This is a genomic window from Vibrio sp. PNB23_22_6, assembly GCF_052877535.1.
Genome location: NZ_JBNFXP010000028.1, coordinates 1 through 17,000, shown reverse-complemented (window position 1 = coordinate 17,000; position 17,000 = coordinate 1). Strand labels below are relative to the sequence as shown.

Sequence of the window (17,000 nt, the reverse complement as noted above, 5' to 3'; positions counted from 1 at the left end):
GGAGATAGCCCATGGCTCGTTTCTTCCGTCGTCGTAAATTCTGCCGTTTCACTGCAGAAGGCGTACAAGAGATTGATTACAAAGACGTAGCAACTCTTAAAAACTACATCACTGAAGCTGGTAAAATCGTTCCTAGCCGTATCACTGGTACAAGCGCTAAATACCAACGTCAACTAGCTCGCGCTATCAAGCGTTCACGCTACCTAGCTCTACTACCGTACACTGACAAGCATCAGTAATCGGTTCGTTTTATTAAGAAAGAGGATTAAACAATGCAAGTTATTCTACTTGATAAAATCGGTAACCTAGGTGGTCTTGGCGATACAGTAAACGTTAAATCTGGCTACGCTCGTAACTTCCTTATCCCTCAAGGTAAAGCGGTTATGGCTACTAAAGCTAACGTTGAAATGTTCGAAGCTCGTCGCGCTGAACTAGAAGCTAAAGTTGCTGAGCAACTAGTAGCTGCTGAAGCACGTGCTGAGAAAGTTAACGCTCTAGAAGCTGTTGTTATCGCATCTAAAGCTGGTGACGAAGGCAAACTATTCGGTTCTATCGGTACTCGTGACATCGCTGACGCTATCACAGCGGCAGGCGTTGAAGTTGCTAAGAGCGAAGTTCGTCTTCCTGAAGGCGCTCTACGTAACACTGGTGAATTCGAGATCAGCGTTCAACTTCACTCAGAAGTGTTCGCTACTGCGAAAGTACAGGTTGTTGCTGCTGACTAATATCAGTATCAAGACGAATTTAAAGCACCTCTCTCGAGGTGCTTTTTTTATGTCTAATTTTCAATGAAAAGCGGAAGGTGGGGAAGACCAGAAATTATCTAATACTGGCTACATCATTTGCGGCATTGGTATTAGAAGATAAATAGTAGGTTTACCGAGAACACACTATCTGCTTTGCTCAGCCCTTCTGGCACCCTATCGTGGTACTGACGAGATTGCTCTAGCTTTAATGCTATATCTTCGGTGATGTTATTGATGATACTAATATCGCTATCTATACGCGTGTTGCTTTTACCGCTCACCATTGTGACGTCAACGCCAAAACTCAAGTTATCGAGTGCATGCCAAGTCGTGTTGATGTTGCCACGAAATATCGCCTCTTGGACGATATCTGAAAAGACAATATCATCGTCGTCAATTTCATCAAGGTTCGGTTCTTGATAGCGAAAGCCCGGTCCGATTTCGACCTCCAAAGTGAAATCTTCAGTGTAAGCAAACTGATAACCCAGACCGCCAGAAAGCGTGTAATCTTTAAAGTAAGCACTGTAGCGTGAATCTACCCCTTTAAAACTGCCATACAAGTAAGTTTTTGTCCCCAACTTGTAGTCGCTCTGTGCGGTGTAAGTGGAAGATCGTTTATCTTCCTCGCCGTTTTTATACAGGTTGTAATACTTCCATTCACCCATTGAACGGTGACGACCGGAAGTGTATTCAGCGCTTAGGCGAGCATTTAGGGAACGAGAGTCCGTGTTACCTGTGTGAGCCTGATAGCCGAATTCGACCTCAGTTTCTAGAGGAACGGTCACTTCAATGGTTTGCTCTGGCTGTACTGACTCTTCAGCATGCGATGCGCCCATACAAAGCAAGCTAATGCCAAGTAACCAGTATCGTGACACAACTACCTCGAATGCAATGAAAATGGTGGGGCATGATACTGATACAGATATTTTATTTGGTCAATGGTACGTTAAATTATATTAGACTCAGGCTTAGTTACCATCGTGATATCCATGACTGATATGGGCGAAACCAATCACAATATAGACTCTTTGCAATAATGATAGATGCTTGCTCGATGGTTAACGTTACTAGGGAGTGTTAACTCACCGAAAGAGGCCATTGGCTTAACATCAAGAGACGTATTTCTCCTGTTCCACTCTTAACAAGTAATTGTCGTATCGGGGAAGCATATTAGTTAGGTTTAAGGTTATAATCTCGGGTCAATAGTAGTTATCGAGCAAAGTCATGGCGGAAAACAGAAATCGCAAACCTTTGGACAGTCAGGTAGACGCACTGAAGGTGCCCCCTCACTCATTGGAAGCGGAACAATCAGTGATTGGTGGGCTCTTATTGGATAATGAACGTTGGGACACCGTTGCCGAACGTGTTGTTAGCAGTGATTTCTATAGTCGTCCACATCGTCTTATCTTTGATGGTGTCAAAACCATTCTTGAAGCGGGCAAGCCTCTTGATTTAATCACGTTATCTGAGCATTTGGAGCGTCACGAATCATTAGAGGATGTCGGTGGTTTTGCTTACCTTGCCGACCTTGCTAAAAATACGCCTAGTGCGGCGAACATTAACGCTTATGCTGATATCGTTGCGGAACGCGCCATTGTTCGCGGCCTGATCGGCGTGGCAAATGAGATCGCGGATGCAGGTTATGATCCGCAAGGTCGCAGCTCTGAAGATTTGATTGATCTAGCGGAAAGTAAAGTTTTTGCCATCGCAGAATCGCGCACCAGTGAAAATGAAGGACCGCAGAATGTGGACAACATTCTGGAGAAAACACTCGAGCGTATTGAGCTGTTGTACAAAACGCCGCAAGACGGTGTGACTGGGGTGGATACTGGTTTTACCGATCTCAATAAGAAAACGGCGGGTCTGCAAGGCTCGGATTTGGTGATTGTGGCTGCGCGTCCATCGATGGGTAAAACTACCTTTGCGATGAACTTATGTGAAAACGCCGCGATGCAACAAGAGAAGCCAGTGCTGATCTTCTCGCTAGAGATGCCAGCAGAACAGTTGATGATGCGTATGCTTGCGTCTCTTTCTCGTGTCGACCAGACTAAAATCCGTACGGGTCAATTAGATGACGAAGATTGGGCGCGTATTTCTTCTACCATGGGCATCTTGATGCAAAAGAAGAACATGTACATCGACGATAGCTCAGGTCTGACTCCAACAGAAGTCCGTTCTCGTGCTCGTCGTGTCGCGCGTGAACATGGTGGCCTATCCATGATCATGGTCGACTACCTTCAGCTTATGCGTGTTCCTGCATTATCGGACAACCGTACGCTTGAGATTGCAGAAATCTCTCGCTCGTTGAAAGCGTTGGCGAAAGAGCTAAATGTGCCTGTTGTTGCCCTGTCGCAGCTTAACCGTTCCTTAGAGCAACGTGCGGATAAGCGCCCAGTTAACTCCGACTTGCGTGAATCGGGCTCTATTGAGCAAGATGCCGACTTGATCATGTTCATCTATCGTGACGAGGTTTATCATCCGGATAGCCCTTATAAAGGGACGGCAGAAATCATTCTAGGTAAACAGCGTAACGGTCCAATTGGTTCTGTACGTTTGACCTTTCAAGGTCAACACTCGCGCTTTGACAATTACGCGGGTCCTGCATTTGATATTGATGATGAGTAATACAATGAGCTACATGAAAGCCGCAATGGCATGTATTGACTTGTCTGCACTACAACACAACCTTCAACGAGTAAAACAGCAAGCGCCAGAAAGTAAAGTGATGGCGGTGGTAAAAGCCAATGGTTACGGCCACGGCTTGCGTCACGTCGCGAAGCATGCGACTCATGCCGATGCATTCGGAGTTGCACGAATTGAAGAAGCGTTACAATTACGCGCCTGCGGTGTGGTGAAGCCGATATTATTGCTCGAAGGGTTCTACTCAGCAGGTGATTTGGCGGTTTTGGTCACCAATAACATCCAAACGGTGGTGCATTGTGAAGAGCAGTTGATCGCTCTTGAACAAGCGGAATTAGAAACGCCGGTTGTGGTTTGGCTAAAAATCGATAGCGGCATGCATCGCTTAGGGGTTCGTCCAGAACAATATGAAGAGTTTATCACTCGCCTAAATGCGTGTCAGAATGTAGCTAAGCCGCTTCGTTATATGAGTCACTTTGGTTGTGCTGATGAACTTGATAGCCATACCACCCCTGAGCAAATAGCGTTGTTTATGTCTTTGACCGCAGGTTGTCAGGGGGAACGTTCACTCGCGGCTTCAGCCGGCTTACTGGCTTGGCCACAAAGCCAACTCGATTGGGTTCGTCCGGGGATCATTATGTATGGTGTCTCCCCCTTTAGTGATAAGACCGCACAAGATCTTGGTTACCAGCCGGTGATGACATTGAAGTCTCATCTGATAGCTGTACGTGAAGTGAAAAAAGGTGAAAGTGTGGGGTACGGGGGCACATGGGTCTGTGAATGTAATACTAAAATCGGCGTGATAGCGGTTGGTTATGGTGACGGTTACCCAAGAAGTGCGCCAAATGGCACTCCTGTTTTGGTGAATGGGCGTAAAGTGCCGATCGCTGGTCGTGTTTCAATGGACATGTTGACGGTTGATTTAGGCGCAGATGCTACGGATAAAGTTGGTGACGAGGCCATTCTTTGGGGTAAAGCGTTACCAGTAGAAGAGGTCGCGAGTCACATTGGCACGATTGCTTATGAGCTAGTGACGAAACTGACTTCTCGCGTCGAAATGGAATACGCTAAGTAACCAATGAAGAAAAGACTACTCTCAGTGCTGGCTTTTTCTGCCAGCCTTTTTTTATCGTCTCAGTCGTTCGCGAAAGAGAAAGATTCCGCATTTGTTCCATTCTATTTCACTACCGAGACGCTCGGAAGTACGATAGGCGTGGCAGGTGTTGCAAAAGGAGTGGGTCAACCACAAGCGGCGCTGTTTGGTATGGGGCTATATTCGGAGAAAGACAGCTACGTCGGTTTTTTATCGGCATTTAATTACGCTCTTTCTTCTCATTGGTTGTTCAGCACACAGATGTACCGAGCCCGTTTTAATGACAATCCCTATTACTTGGGAAGTCAGGGTAATAATAATTCATCAACACAAAACAAAACCATTGCTAATGGGGAAGAGCAGAACTATAAGTTGGAGTTCAAATACCTCTTACCATGGGGGAACGTGCGTGAGTACGGATTACTTGGTGCGTTTCAACCCGTTCGTGATGTCAGCTTTGCTTCACCAGTCGAGTCAGGTGTGAGCTCATTGGTATTCACACCTTTCTACTCTTCCCGAGAGTTAGATATTTATAGTAGAAATAATGAAGAAGCGAGCGGGTTTATTCTGACGTTTGATTGGGATAACCGCGATAGCGTGCGCAACACAACTCGTGGTTCGCACACTTCTTTAGACCTTACTACCGGAGCGAATAGTTGGCGGTCAGAAGATTTATGGCTAAAGTGGGAGTTCCAAAAAAGTCATTATTACTCCTTTGGTTCTCTTGGTGATTGGTTCGATCAGCAAGTGTTGGCATTGGATTTTTATACTGCAGATACACCAACATGGAATCAGTGTGATGGTGGCGTGTGCAGTCGGCCACCGGAACAAGATCAAGTCCGCTTAGGAGGTTTGTATCGACTACGTGGTTACACCGCAGGTCGATATCACGGCCGCAGTGCAATTCACTATTCTGCTGAATACCGCGTATTACCGGATTGGCAGCCGCTAGATGATATTCCCCTGCTCAACTATTACGATCTGCCTTGGTGGCAATGGGTAGCGTTTTTTGAAGTTGGACGAGTCGCAGATGACTATGATCTAAAAACACTGCATGAAGAGATGAAGTGGAGCGTCGGTGGGGCGGTACGCTTCCAAGTAGAAGGGATTGTGGTTCGTGCTGAAATGGCAAAAGGCGCAGACGAAGGCACTTTCCGAGTGATGATCAACCAACCTTTCTAAATTGAGATAAAACAAAGGCTAACCCCGTGGTTAGCATTTTTTTATCTGAACTCTTCACCATTGATGGTCGCGATAATGCAGCGCTTACCCCCAGAATATCGGTGCTCCCCCAAGTAAATACCCTGCCATGTGCCTAATGCTAATCGACCGTTTTGGATAGGAATCGTCACACTGTTGCCAAGTAATGATGCTTTTATGTGAGCAGGCATATCATCATCGCCTTCGTAGGTATGTTGGTAGTAGGGTGCTCGCTCAGGAACAAACTTGTTGAAGTGGGCTTCCATATCCATTCGTACGGTTGGATCGGCGTTTTCGTTTAAGGTCAAACTGGCCGAGGTGTGCTGAATAAATAGATGTAACAAACCGACTGAAAGCGATTGAATTTCTGGTAATTGTTGTTCAATTTCATCAGTGATGAGGTGAAAACCACGACATCGTGCTTTCAGGTGCAGTGTTCTTTGTGCCCACATATGCGTTCCTTTGGAAAAATGTGAATTGGTGTCTATCCTAATCCAATTAGAGTCAACAATTAGTTAATGGTATGATTCTTAGCATCATAAATGAATTGTTTAAATTCGAAACAGGGAACGTGACCTAACTCAATGTGAGAGTAAAAGCTCTCCGTCATAATTGATGCCTGAAAAAAAATTACAAGACTTGTTTTGTGGCAATTTGCCCAAACATCTAATTTATATACATTTTGCTAAATCGGGGATTCCACAGTTTTCTCTAGACTGTCAGGAATAGAACCTACTGTAACATCGGGATAAAGACCATGTTGAAAAATATCAATCCAACGCAAACTCAAGCTTGGCAAGCGCTAACAGCGCATTTCGAATCTGCACAAGATATGGATATGAAAGAGCTATTTGCTCAAGACGCGGCTCGTTTTGACAAATTCTCTGCACGTTTCGGCTCAGATATTCTAGTCGATTACTCAAAGAACCTAGTCAACGAAGAAACTCTGCAGCATCTATTCGCACTTGCGAACGAAACTGAGCTTAAGTCAGCGATTGAAGCGATGTTCAGTGGTGAAGCAATCAACAAAACAGAAGATCGCGCTGTTCTTCACACCGCACTACGTAACCGTTCTAATAAACCAGTAATGGTTGGCGGCGAAGACGTAATGCCTGCGGTAAACGCGGTTCTAGAGAAAATTAAATCATTCACTGAACGCGTAATTGGCGGCGAATGGAAAGGTTACACAGGTAAAGCAATCACAGATATCGTCAATATCGGCATCGGCGGCTCTGACCTTGGTCCTTACATGGTGACGGAAGCACTGGCACCATACAAAAATCACCTAAACCTACACTTCGTTTCTAACGTTGATGGTACTCATATTGTTGAGACGCTGAAGAAAGTCGATCCAGAGACAACGCTATTTTTGATCGCGTCTAAGACGTTCACAACTCAAGAAACCATGACAAACGCGCACTCTGCACGTGATTGGTTCCTAGCAACTGCTGGCGATCAAGCACACGTTGCTAAGCACTTCGCGGCGCTATCGACTAACGCTCCAGCGGTATCTGAGTTTGGTATCGACACGGACAACATGTTTGAGTTCTGGGACTGGGTTGGCGGTCGTTACTCTCTCTGGTCAGCAATCGGTCTTTCAATTGCACTAGCCGTTGGCTACGACAACTTCATTGAGCTTCTAGATGGCGCCCATGAGATGGATAACCACTTCGTGTCGACAGACTTAGAAAGCAACATTCCAGTGATTCTTGCTCTAATCGGTATTTGGTACAACAACTTCCACGGTGCTGAGTCAGAAGCAATTCTACCTTACGACCAGTACATGCACCGTTTCGCGGCGTACTTCCAGCAAGGTAACATGGAATCTAACGGTAAGTACGTTGACCGTGAAGGTAACGCAGTAACTTATCAAACAGGTCCTATCATTTGGGGTGAACCTGGCACAAATGGTCAGCATGCGTTCTACCAGTTGATCCACCAAGGCACAAAGTTGATCCCATGTGACTTCATTGCACCAGCAATCAGCCACAATCCAGCGAGCGACCACCACCAAAAACTGATGTCTAACTTCTTTGCACAAACAGAAGCATTGGCATTTGGTAAGTCTGCAGAAACAGTGAAAGCAGAATTTGCGCAGGCAGGTAAGAGCGAAGAAGAGATGGCATCTCTAGTACCATTCAAAGTATTTGAAGGTAACCGCCCAACGAACTCTATCCTAGTTAAGCAAATCACACCTCGCACGCTAGGCAACCTGATCGCAATGTACGAGCACAAAATCTTCGTTCAAGGCGTTATCTGGAATATCTTCAGCTTCGACCAATGGGGTGTTGAGCTAGGAAAACAACTAGCGAACCAAATCCTACCTGAGCTAGCAGATGAATCAGAAATCAGCTCACACGACAGTTCTACAAATGGTCTGATCAACGCGTTTAAAGCGTTCAAAGCTTAATGTTTGAATAGAAAAACAAAGGTCAGCAAACGCTGACCTTTTTTATTACCTGAGGCAGAAATAAAATAGGTTGGCACTGACCAACCTGTTTTTCTTTTATTCGAAACAAATTTCGATGAAGGCATTTCCCCACTGTGAAGAAAAAGGCATGATGATGATGGAACCTTCACATTTGTGGCGAATAGTATGACCTTTGCCTGATACAACAATCGGTGTTGCCATATCAAAATCGAAGCCACTTTCAGCAAGAATACGCTTTGCACCACCAGTCACCATGTTGGTGATCTCACCAACCATGTCGGTCACTTCTTCGTTCACGCCATTTGGACGTTCGCCAAGCATGTTTTGCATGATTTCTAGTGCTAATGCTTCATCAAAGGTAATTGACATTGAGCCACGTGTTTGTGGACCAACCATACCGATAAGGCCAGAAACGTCCCCTCGTGCGATCTCATCTTTCTTGATTCGCGGTTTTTGTGGCTTCAGTTCTAGAGAGGCCATAGTTTTTAGAACATTCATTAAAGAAGCTAAAAACGGGTTTACAAATTCAGCGCGCATAACGTTCTTCTATCTATCTTTTTTTGTCTACGAGGAACATGCCTGGCATTCACCGTGGGTTTCAATAACTTGATTTGTTAACTTGAATCCGTGTTTCTCGGCGTTATTGGCTAACAAGGATATCAGCGTCTCGTCTTCAAGTTCAACGACATCACCACATTTATCGCAAATTAACAGTTGAAAAAAATGTTGTTGAGTGTTGAAAGAGCAGCAAGTGATAAAGCTGTTTGTTGACTCGACTCGATGGATAAAACCTTGCTCTAAAAGAAAATCTAACGCTCGATAAACGGTTGGTGGCTTCGCCTGAGGTTCACTCTTTTTAAGTTGCTCCAATAGCTCATACGCACTCGAAGCGCGGCGGTGAGAACAAATCAGTTCAAAAACGCGTCTGCGTTGTGGAGTCAGCCTAACGCCACGTTCCACGCATGTACGCTCAATTTGTTCAATGATTTTTGAGTCCAAATCTTTCACCATAACTATCGGACGTGCTTGATGATAAAGCACTTCAATATGCACTTTGTGCAGAAGCGCTTTATTTTACCCATAATCAGAACGAAAATCATGAAATAAAGCAAGTCCGCGAGGGAGGGATGCGCTGTGGATATCAGAGAACGAGAGACCAGTGCAGAAATCAGGCAGCCATAAGCGGATTCATGGCGCTCCCACAGGGGCGTTGCCTTGGCTAGCGTAGTTTGTGATGATTTTGGTGTAGAACTACTCGAACCTTACTCGTCGCCATATCTGAAAACTCAGTCGTTCTTGCTGAAACTAGCACCTAGAGGGTACTTGGGTATACAATACCCGACTTAATTTTTTGAGTGCACAATGCGCTCTTACTTGGCAACGTAAAAACGGGTGTTTATATCATGACTCATTCTTGCAGGCTCTCTGTAGCACCAATGTTGGATTGGACCGATCGTCATTGTCGCTACTTCCATCGCTTAATGACCAAAGAAACCCTGCTGTATACCGAAATGGTAACCACAGGCGCGATCATTCATGGAAAAGGGGATTTCCTTGCTTACAACGAAGAAGAGCATCCGTTAGCGCTTCAATTGGGTGGCTCAAACCCTGAAGATTTGGCGAAGTGTGCCAAGCTAGCTCAAGAGCGCGGCTATGATGAGATCAACCTAAATGTGGGTTGTCCGTCTGACCGAGTTCAAAACGGTCGCTTTGGTGCGTGTCTGATGGCAGAGCCCCAATTGGTGGCTGACTGTGTAGCAGCGATGAAGGACGTGGTTGATGTTCCAGTGACGGTAAAAACACGTATTGGTATCGACGACCAAGACTCTTATGAGTTCCTCACTGACTTTGTATCGATTGTGTCTGAAAAAGGCGGCTGTGAGCAATTCACTATTCACGCGCGTAAAGCGTGGCTGAGTGGCTTGAGCCCGAAAGAAAACCGTGAAATACCACCATTGGATTACCCGCGCGCTTACCAGTTGAAGAAAGACTTCTCTCATCTCACTATCGCTGTGAATGGCGGTGTGAAGTCATTAGAAGAAGCAAAAGAACATCTACAACATTTAGACGGTGTGATGATCGGTCGTGAGGCGTATCAAAGCCCTTATCTGCTTGCATCAGTAGACCAAGAGCTGTTTGGCTCGAATGCGCCAGTGAAGAAACGCAGTGAAATTGTCGAAGAGATGTATCCTTACATTGAAGCGCAATTGGCAAAAGGTGCTTACATCGGGCACATTACTCGTCATATGTTGGGCTTGTTTCAAAACATGCCGGGTGCACGTCAATGGCGTCGCCACATCAGTGAAAACGCGCATAAGCCAGGCTCTGGTCTAGAAGTACTGCAAGATGCACTAGCGAAAATTCCGAAAGAACTGAATGTGTAAAATTCACCAGTGGTTGGTTAGAATTGCCAAGTGATGAATATGTAAGCCAGAGTGCAGAAGTGCCTCTGGCTTTATTTTTTCTTTTAGATCATTAATTTAGTTTCATTTGAAAAAGTTGGTATAGAACCTGCTGTAATAACACTAAAACAAAGGAGAAGTGATTATGTTGGAGCTTATCTTTATTTTAGTGTTCGCCGCGACATTGTTGGTAACAGGTATCACAATGATGACGGTATTCGCCGCAACAGGTATCGCATTGGTGGTGATGTTCCTACTTGGCATGGTTGGTGCTGTATTGAAACTGTTACCTTGGTTGATAGTCATTGCTCTAGGTATATGGTTCTTTAAAAGTGTTGTTGCCCAACCGCGTTATAAGTAACGGATTGTCGAGATTTAGTTGATAGAGGGCTGTGAGAGTATGGTAGTATTTCTTACATGCCCTTAATGTTGAAATCAGCTATCTCGGAGTAAAAATTACATGACAAATAAAGCGACCCTCGCTTTAGCGACACTATCGTTGGCCGCGTCTTTCCCTCTTTTTGCACAAGAGTCTTCTTTGACGACGAAAGTCGGTGCAGAAGTTTGGGTTGCGGATACCAAAGTTAATGAAGTAAGAAGAGATAGCAATACAACAGGGTCTTTCTACGCAGCGGTAGAGCATGACGTAAAATACGTGCCCAATGCTCGTCTTCGTTATTCCAGCATTGATGCAGATTTTATGGGCTTTGATAAGCTTGACCTCACTCTTTACTACCAAATTCTTGAGCATGATTTGTTGCACTTTGATGCCGGCCTAACGTTTAGCAACTTAAGTGATACTAAATACACTGATGCAGGGACTAACGTTCGTACGGAAGAGTTCGATGAACTGATTTGGGCTTGGTACGGCTACGCCGAAATCACGGTGCCAAACACCAATTTTGATGTGATTGGTGAAATGAACTTTGGTGATAACAAAGGCATTAAGAGCACGGACTTAATGGCAGGCATACAGTACCGTATTCCTTTCCAAGAGTCTCAATTGGCTTTGCGTGGTGGTTACCGTGTAATTGACCTAGAGTCAGAAGAGTTTTTATCAGATTTAGGTAAAGAGTTTATCTTTGCCAATGGCTTTTTCGCGAGTGTAGAATTCTCATTTTAAGTTAGCTCAAGATACTTCTTTTAAAACGTCGCCTTATAAGCGGCGTTTTTTTTATATCACTTCATTATACTTATTCGAAATACTCGCCTAACTTCGCAGAGTTGGGCCATGCTTATCTAGTGTTAAACGCTAGGAGCTGAGGCTTACGATGACTATAAATGAACTAAGACATCTATTTCGTGAAAAACAGCTTGTAGAGGCCATCATCGAGCCTGCAATGCAAGAAGGTGGTTGGGTCGTGGAATTTCGTCACGCACAAGGCGGATTTGTTTTTCTCACTGATACCCATGGTGAGGAGTGTCTGTATGATGATCTCGATACGGCGTCCAAGTCGGCAATGGCTGTGGGCTTTCAACAGGTACGCATCGAAGATCGTTGAGTGTAACGCAGAGGGGCTTACTTCCAAAAAGTTATAAAGCATTCACTTCTATTCTTTCTTGTTATTAAAGAGAGTGGTTAATCTATAGTCACGCAATGAATAGGGATGTCGTGACAATGTCTTTTCAAAAGAATGAATCTTCTAACAAGAATGAGTCGGAAGGAAAAAATGGGCAAGGTGGAAACTCGCCAATCGCAAGCCCTCTTAATGATCAACAATTTGGTTCACTCCAGCAAACTGTCTCTGAGTTGTCTTCACAGCAACTTGCTTGGGTCAGTGGTTATTTCTGGGGTCTCGCACAAAATCAACCAAGTACTGCAGTCGCGACACCAATCGCACACGCAGCGGCGGCTGTCGCTGTACAACCGGCAGGTAAGTTGAGCATCATCTTTGCTTCTCAAACGGGTAATGCAAAAGGTGTTGCTGAAGCACTAGAGCAAGAAGCGAAAGCCGAAGGCATTGCTGTAGAGCTCTTTGATGCCTGTGACTACAAAGGTAAAAACCTCGCTAAAGAGACACACGTTATTGTCGTGGCCTCGACCAATGGTGAAGGCGAAGCACCAGATAATGCCATTGAACTGCATGAATTCCTTCAATCTAAGAAAGCACCTAAGTTACCAAACCTGCAATACGCAGTCATTGCGCTTGGCGATTCAAGCTATGAGTTCTTCTGCCAAACGGGTAAAGACTTCGATACTTACTTGTCTAAGCTTGGTGCAACTGCCTTCATCGATCGCATTGACTGTGATGTGGATTACGATGCGCCTGCCGCGGAATGGCGCAAACAAGCCCTTGAACAAGTGAAAGAAGCGCTTTGTTCAGGTAATGAAGCGGAAGTGGTTCAGTTGCCAGTCGGGCAGGCAGCATCAGGCCACTCGTCTTATAATAAGCAAAACCCATACACTGCAACACTGCTGACAAGTCAAAAGATCACTGGCCGAGATTCAGGTAAAGATGTTCGCCATGTCGAAATTGACCTTGAAGAGTCTGGACTAACTTACCAAGCCGGTGATGCGCTCGGAGTTTGGTTTGATAACAGTTCAGAGTTGGCGAATGCCATCCTTGCAAAAGCAGGCTTATCCGGTGTCGAGAGTGTCGAAGTTGATGGTGAGAGTTTATCTATTCACAGCGCTTTAGTTAGCAAATATGAGATCACCGCTTCTAATCCTCAACTCGTCACGAAGTTTGCAGAGCTTTCTGGTAGTAAGAAACTACAAAAGCTAGTGGAAGATAAAGACAAACTTCGTGAGTACGCAGCAAATACTCAAGTCGTAGATGTCCTTGCAGAAAAGAAGACCAAGCTAAGCGCAGAAGAATTGGTTGGTTTACTTCGTCGATTGACACCTCGTCTATATTCTATCGCTTCGAGTCAAACGGAAGTGGACGAAGAAGTTCATCTAACTGTCGGATTGGTTGAATACGACAAAGGTGATGAGAAGCGCTATGGCGGAGCATCGAGTTTCCTCGCTCAACGTCTAGAAGAAGGCGGTGAAGTGAAAGTGTTTGTTGAGCACAACAATAACTTCAAACTGCCACAAGATGACAACACACCAATCATCATGGTTGGTCCAGGCACAGGTATTGCGCCTTTCCGCAGCTTTATTCAAGAGCGTGATAACCGTGACGCGCAAGGCAAGAACTGGTTGTTCTTTGGTGACCGTACCTTTACTCAAGATTTCCTTTACCAAGTTGAATGGCAAAAGTACCTCAAGTCAGGTTTGCTGACCCGCCTTGATGTCGCGTTTAGCCGTGACCAAGCAGAGAAGGTTTATGTTCAACATCGCATTCTAGAAAACGCTGAACAAGTTTGGCAATGGATTCAGAATGGTGCCTACATCTATGTGTGTGGTGATGCTACTCGTATGGCAAAAGATGTTCACGATGCGCTGGTATTTGTAGCCGAGCAACAAGGCAAGCTATCTCGTGAAGAAGCAGAAGCATTTATCAACGATCTACGTAAAGCGAAACGTTACCAAAGGGATGTGTACTAATGAGCGCGAATCAACAATCAAACAGCCAAGAAGTATTAGGTGAGGTGCTTGGTCCACTCTCGGATAACGAGCGCCTTAAAAGAGAAAGTAATTTACTACGTGGAACGATTGAACAAGATCTGCAAGACCGCATTACTGGTGGCTTTACTGCAGACAACTTCCAGTTGATTCGTTTCCACGGAATGTACCAGCAAGATGATCGCGATATCCGAAATGAGCGTGCTAAGCAAAAGCTGGAGCCACTACACAACGTCATGCTTCGTGCACGTATGCCGGGGGGCATCATTACACCAAAGCAATGGCTAGCGATCGATAAGTTTGCAACTGAGCACTCTTTATATGGAAGTATTCGTCTTACTACTCGCCAAACGTTCCAGTTCCATGGCGTGCTAAAACCAAATATCAAGTTGATGCACCAAACGCTAAACAGCATTGGTATTGATTCGATTGCCACCGCGGGTGATGTTAACCGTAACGTCTTGTGTACCACTAACCCAGTGGAGTCGGAGCTACACCAAGAAGCGTACGAATGGGCGAAGAAGATCAGTGAGCATCTATTACCGAAGACACGCGCTTATGCAGAGATTTGGCTCGACGGTGAAAAAGTAGAAAGCACGGAAGAAGACGAACCTATTTTGGGTAAGAACTACTTGCCACGTAAGTTTAAAACCACAGTGGTTATCCCACCGCAAAATGACGTAGACGTACATGCTAACGATCTTAACTTCGTAGCGATTGCAGATAACGGTAAGCTGGTTGGTTTTAACGTGCTCGTTGGTGGTGGTCTAGCGATGACGCATGGCGATACGTCAACTTATCCACGTAGAGCGGATGACTTTGGTTTTATCCCATTAGAGAAAACACTTGATGTTGCTGCTGCTGTAGTAACAACTCAACGTGATTGGGGTAACCGTTCTAACCGTAAGAATGCAAAAACCAAATACACATTAGATCGTGTCGGTAGTGATGTGTTTAAAGCAGAAGTAGAAAAACGTGCCGGGGTTAAGTTTGAGCAAAGCCGCCCGTACGAATTCACGGAACGTGGTGACCGTATCGGTTGGGTTGAAGGGATCGATGGTAAGTATCATCTAGCACTCTTCATCGAAAACGGTCGTCTGCTGGATTTCCCAGGGAAACCACTTAAGACGGGTGTTGCTGAAATAGCCAAAATCCATAAAGGCGATTTCCGCATGACAGCAAACCAAAACCTGATTGTTGCAGGTGTACCGAAAAGCCAAAAAGCGAAGATCGAGAAGATTGCTCGTGAGCATGGCTTGATGGATGACGGCGTAAGTGAACAACGTAAAAACTCGATGGCGTGTGTGGCGTTCCCAACATGTCCATTAGCAATGGCAGAAGCAGAGCGCTTCCTTCCTCAGTTCGTAACCGATGTAGAAGGTATTCTCGAAAAGCATGGTCTACCTGAAGAAGACAATATCATTCTTCGTGTAACAGGGTGTCCAAACGGTTGTGGTCGAGCAATGTTGGCAGAAATCGGCTTAGTTGGTAAAGCGCCAGGTCGATACAACTTACACCTAGGTGGTAACCGTGGTGGAACGCGAGTGCCGAAGATGTACAAAGAGAATATTACGGATAAGCAAATCTTAGAAGAGATTGATCAGCTGGTGGCTCGTTGGGCTGCTGAACGTGAGGAAGGCGAAGCATTTGGCGACTTCACGATTCGAGTTGGTATTATCCAAGAAGTGTTCATATCAAAGAGGGACTTCCATGCTTGATTCTGTAGCGTCCAAACCGGAGCTAGCAGAGTTACTGACATTAACGAAGACGGAGCAAATTCTCCGTCTTGCTCAAATCAATGTCGATCTCGAACAGCTTTCGGCACAAGAGAGACTAAAGTGGGCATTGGAGAATTTGGAAGGGGAGTTCGCTGTCTCATCCAGTTTCGGTATCCAAGCCGCAGTGATGCTCCATCTTGTGACACAACAAAAGCCGGACATTCCCATCATCCTAACGGACACCGGTTATCTATTTGCAGAGACTTATCAATTCATCGATCAGTTGAAAGCGCAACTGAATCTTAACCTTAAAGTGTACCAAGCTAAAGAAAGTGCCAATTGGCAAGAAGCACGTTACGGAAAACTTTGGGAACAAGGTATAGAGGGAATTGAAAAGTACAACAAGATAAACAAAATCGAGCCAATGCGACGAGCTCTACGTGAGCAAAACATAGGAACTTGGTTTTCAGGGTTGCGCCGCGAACAAAGCAAGTCACGAGCGGGGTTACCTATCTTGTCAATACAAAATGGTGTCTTCAAGTTTTTGCCCGTGATCGATTGGACAAATAAAGATGTGCACTATTATTTAGAAGAGCACGGTTTAAGTTATCATCCGCTTTGGGACCAAGGCTATCTCTCTGTAGGTGATACCCATACGACTATAAAGTGGGAGCCCGGAATGTCGGAAGAAGAAACCCGCTTCTTCGGATTAAAGCGTGAATGTGGATTGCATGAAGATGATGGCTCTGAGCAAGATGGTTCGGGCATCTAGTCGTAAAGTTGGCTGTAACCGACTTTCAGGTAAATAAAGAAAGCAGCTGCAAAGCCGCTTTCTTTATTTATAAGGTATGAAAATGTGCCTCAAAAGTATAACTCTGTGGATAAGTTGTTCACGTTCTTTGGGTAAAGTTGGATAAATAAGGCTTTGATCGAAAACACAGCGTTTAACCATTGTTTTTGCAATTTTTGCAAAATAACGCTTGCCAATGTGAGCACGATCTCTATAATGCGTCCTTGTCGACAGGGCAGAGCTCACAAGGGCTCAAGGCAAGGTCGGCAAGGTCAGAAAGAAAAACGAAATAATTTGAGAAAGTGTTTGACACAAAAGATTATCTCGCTAGAATGGCCGCCTCTTCCGAAGTGATGTAAATCACAAAGAAGAATCGCTCTTTAAAAATAAGAACCTATCAATCTGTGTGGGCACTCGTTGATGATAATCCAATTAGATACCTTGGTATCAAATTAGGTTTCAATGAACT

At 45.0% G+C, this 17,000-nt stretch carries 17 protein-coding genes; 13 read left to right on the top strand and 4 right to left on the bottom strand.

The window, feature by feature from the left end:
• Window positions 1-11: 11 nt before the first annotated feature.
• Together rpsR and rplI are read left to right on the top strand one after the other, a co-directional pair.
• A complete protein-coding gene (gene rpsR, locus ACVA54_RS17275) occupies window positions 12-239 on the top strand; it encodes a 30S ribosomal protein S18 (RefSeq protein ID WP_000090472.1) in 228 nt (75 codons plus the stop codon).
• A gap of 33 nt (window positions 240-272) precedes the next feature.
• Complete coding sequence (gene rplI / locus ACVA54_RS17270; protein ID WP_099080825.1) at window positions 273-725, top strand: 50S ribosomal protein L9; 453 nt, start codon at window positions 273-275, stop codon at window positions 723-725.
• Between the two features lie 131 nt (window positions 726-856).
• Here the strand turns inward: rplI and ACVA54_RS17265 are convergent, their stop codons facing one another.
• The gene (locus ACVA54_RS17265; RefSeq protein WP_099080826.1) at window positions 857-1,621 is read right to left on the bottom strand and encodes a DUF481 domain-containing protein; all 765 of its coding nucleotides are present in this window, start codon (window positions 1,619-1,621) and stop codon (window positions 857-859) included.
• Window positions 1,622-1,970: 349 nt separating this feature from the next.
• Here ACVA54_RS17265 and ACVA54_RS17260 point away from each other — a divergent pair, with 349 nt between their 5' ends.
• From ACVA54_RS17260 to ACVA54_RS17250, 3 genes are read left to right on the top strand one after another with little or no spacing between them, the layout of a single operon-like run.
• Window positions 1,971-3,371, top strand: coding sequence for a replicative DNA helicase (locus tag ACVA54_RS17260; RefSeq protein WP_099080827.1), 1,401 nt, complete (start codon window positions 1,971-1,973; stop codon window positions 3,369-3,371).
• A gap of 13 nt (window positions 3,372-3,384) precedes the next feature.
• The gene (gene alr / locus ACVA54_RS17255) at window positions 3,385-4,461 is read left to right on the top strand and encodes an alanine racemase (protein WP_099080838.1); all 1,077 of its coding nucleotides are present in this window, start codon (window positions 3,385-3,387) and stop codon (window positions 4,459-4,461) included.
• Window positions 4,462-4,464: 3 nt separating this feature from the next.
• Window positions 4,465-5,661, top strand: a complete 1,197-nt coding sequence (locus ACVA54_RS17250) for a hypothetical protein (protein ID WP_446581604.1) — start codon at window positions 4,465-4,467, stop codon at window positions 5,659-5,661.
• A 41-nt stretch (window positions 5,662-5,702) separates the two neighbouring features.
• Here the strand turns inward: ACVA54_RS17250 and ACVA54_RS17245 are convergent, their stop codons facing one another.
• The gene (locus tag ACVA54_RS17245) at window positions 5,703-6,131 is read right to left on the bottom strand and encodes a secondary thiamine-phosphate synthase enzyme YjbQ (RefSeq protein WP_446649780.1); all 429 of its coding nucleotides are present in this window, start codon (window positions 6,129-6,131) and stop codon (window positions 5,703-5,705) included.
• Between the two features lie 305 nt (window positions 6,132-6,436).
• Between ACVA54_RS17245 and pgi the strand changes: the two genes are divergently transcribed.
• Window positions 6,437-8,089 carry a glucose-6-phosphate isomerase gene (pgi, locus tag ACVA54_RS17240; RefSeq protein WP_119464647.1) on the top strand — a complete coding sequence of 551 codons (1,653 nt, stop codon included), beginning with the start codon at window positions 6,437-6,439 and terminating at the stop codon, window positions 8,087-8,089.
• Window positions 8,090-8,185: 96 nt separating this feature from the next.
• On the opposite strand, the gene ACVA54_RS17235 is transcribed toward pgi, so the two are convergent.
• Window positions 8,186-8,647: a chemotaxis protein CheX gene (locus ACVA54_RS17235; RefSeq protein WP_099080830.1), complete on the bottom strand. Its 462-nt coding sequence runs from the start codon at window positions 8,645-8,647 to the stop codon at window positions 8,186-8,188.
• A 27-nt stretch (window positions 8,648-8,674) separates the two neighbouring features.
• Window positions 8,675-9,121, bottom strand: coding sequence for a zinc uptake transcriptional repressor Zur (gene zur, locus ACVA54_RS17230; protein ID WP_099080831.1), 447 nt, complete (start codon window positions 9,119-9,121; stop codon window positions 8,675-8,677).
• 392 nt (window positions 9,122-9,513) lie between these two features.
• Between zur and dusA the strand changes: the two genes are divergently transcribed.
• The 7 genes from dusA to ACVA54_RS17195 all read left to right on the top strand — a co-directional run bounded on the left by dusA (window position 9,514) and on the right by ACVA54_RS17195 (window position 16,513).
• Complete coding sequence (gene dusA, locus ACVA54_RS17225) at window positions 9,514-10,494, top strand: tRNA dihydrouridine(20/20a) synthase DusA (protein WP_099080840.1); 981 nt, start codon at window positions 9,514-9,516, stop codon at window positions 10,492-10,494.
• 163 nt (window positions 10,495-10,657) lie between these two features.
• Window positions 10,658-10,873, top strand: coding sequence for an envelope stress response protein PspG (gene pspG, locus ACVA54_RS17220; protein ID WP_099080832.1), 216 nt, complete (start codon window positions 10,658-10,660; stop codon window positions 10,871-10,873).
• Window positions 10,874-10,972: 99 nt separating this feature from the next.
• Window positions 10,973-11,635 carry a TIGR04219 family outer membrane beta-barrel protein gene (locus ACVA54_RS17215; protein ID WP_099080833.1) on the top strand — a complete coding sequence of 221 codons (663 nt, stop codon included), beginning with the start codon at window positions 10,973-10,975 and terminating at the stop codon, window positions 11,633-11,635.
• Between the two features lie 148 nt (window positions 11,636-11,783).
• A complete protein-coding gene (locus tag ACVA54_RS17210) occupies window positions 11,784-12,014 on the top strand; it encodes a hypothetical protein (RefSeq protein ID WP_099080834.1) in 231 nt (76 codons plus the stop codon).
• 116 nt (window positions 12,015-12,130) lie between these two features.
• Window positions 12,131-14,005 (top strand): assimilatory sulfite reductase (NADPH) flavoprotein subunit, encoded by a 1,875-nt coding sequence (locus tag ACVA54_RS17205; protein WP_446649779.1) that lies wholly within the window; start codon window positions 12,131-12,133, stop codon window positions 14,003-14,005.
• The gene (gene cysI, locus ACVA54_RS17200; protein WP_099080836.1) at window positions 14,005-15,741 is read left to right on the top strand and encodes an assimilatory sulfite reductase (NADPH) hemoprotein subunit; all 1,737 of its coding nucleotides are present in this window, start codon (window positions 14,005-14,007) and stop codon (window positions 15,739-15,741) included. Before ACVA54_RS17205 ends, cysI begins: the two co-directional genes overlap by 1 nt.
• Window positions 15,734-16,513 (top strand): phosphoadenylyl-sulfate reductase, encoded by a 780-nt coding sequence (locus ACVA54_RS17195; RefSeq protein ID WP_099080837.1) that lies wholly within the window; start codon window positions 15,734-15,736, stop codon window positions 16,511-16,513. The genes cysI and ACVA54_RS17195 overlap by 8 nt, the downstream gene beginning before the upstream one ends.
• Window positions 16,514-17,000: the final 487 nt, after the last annotated feature.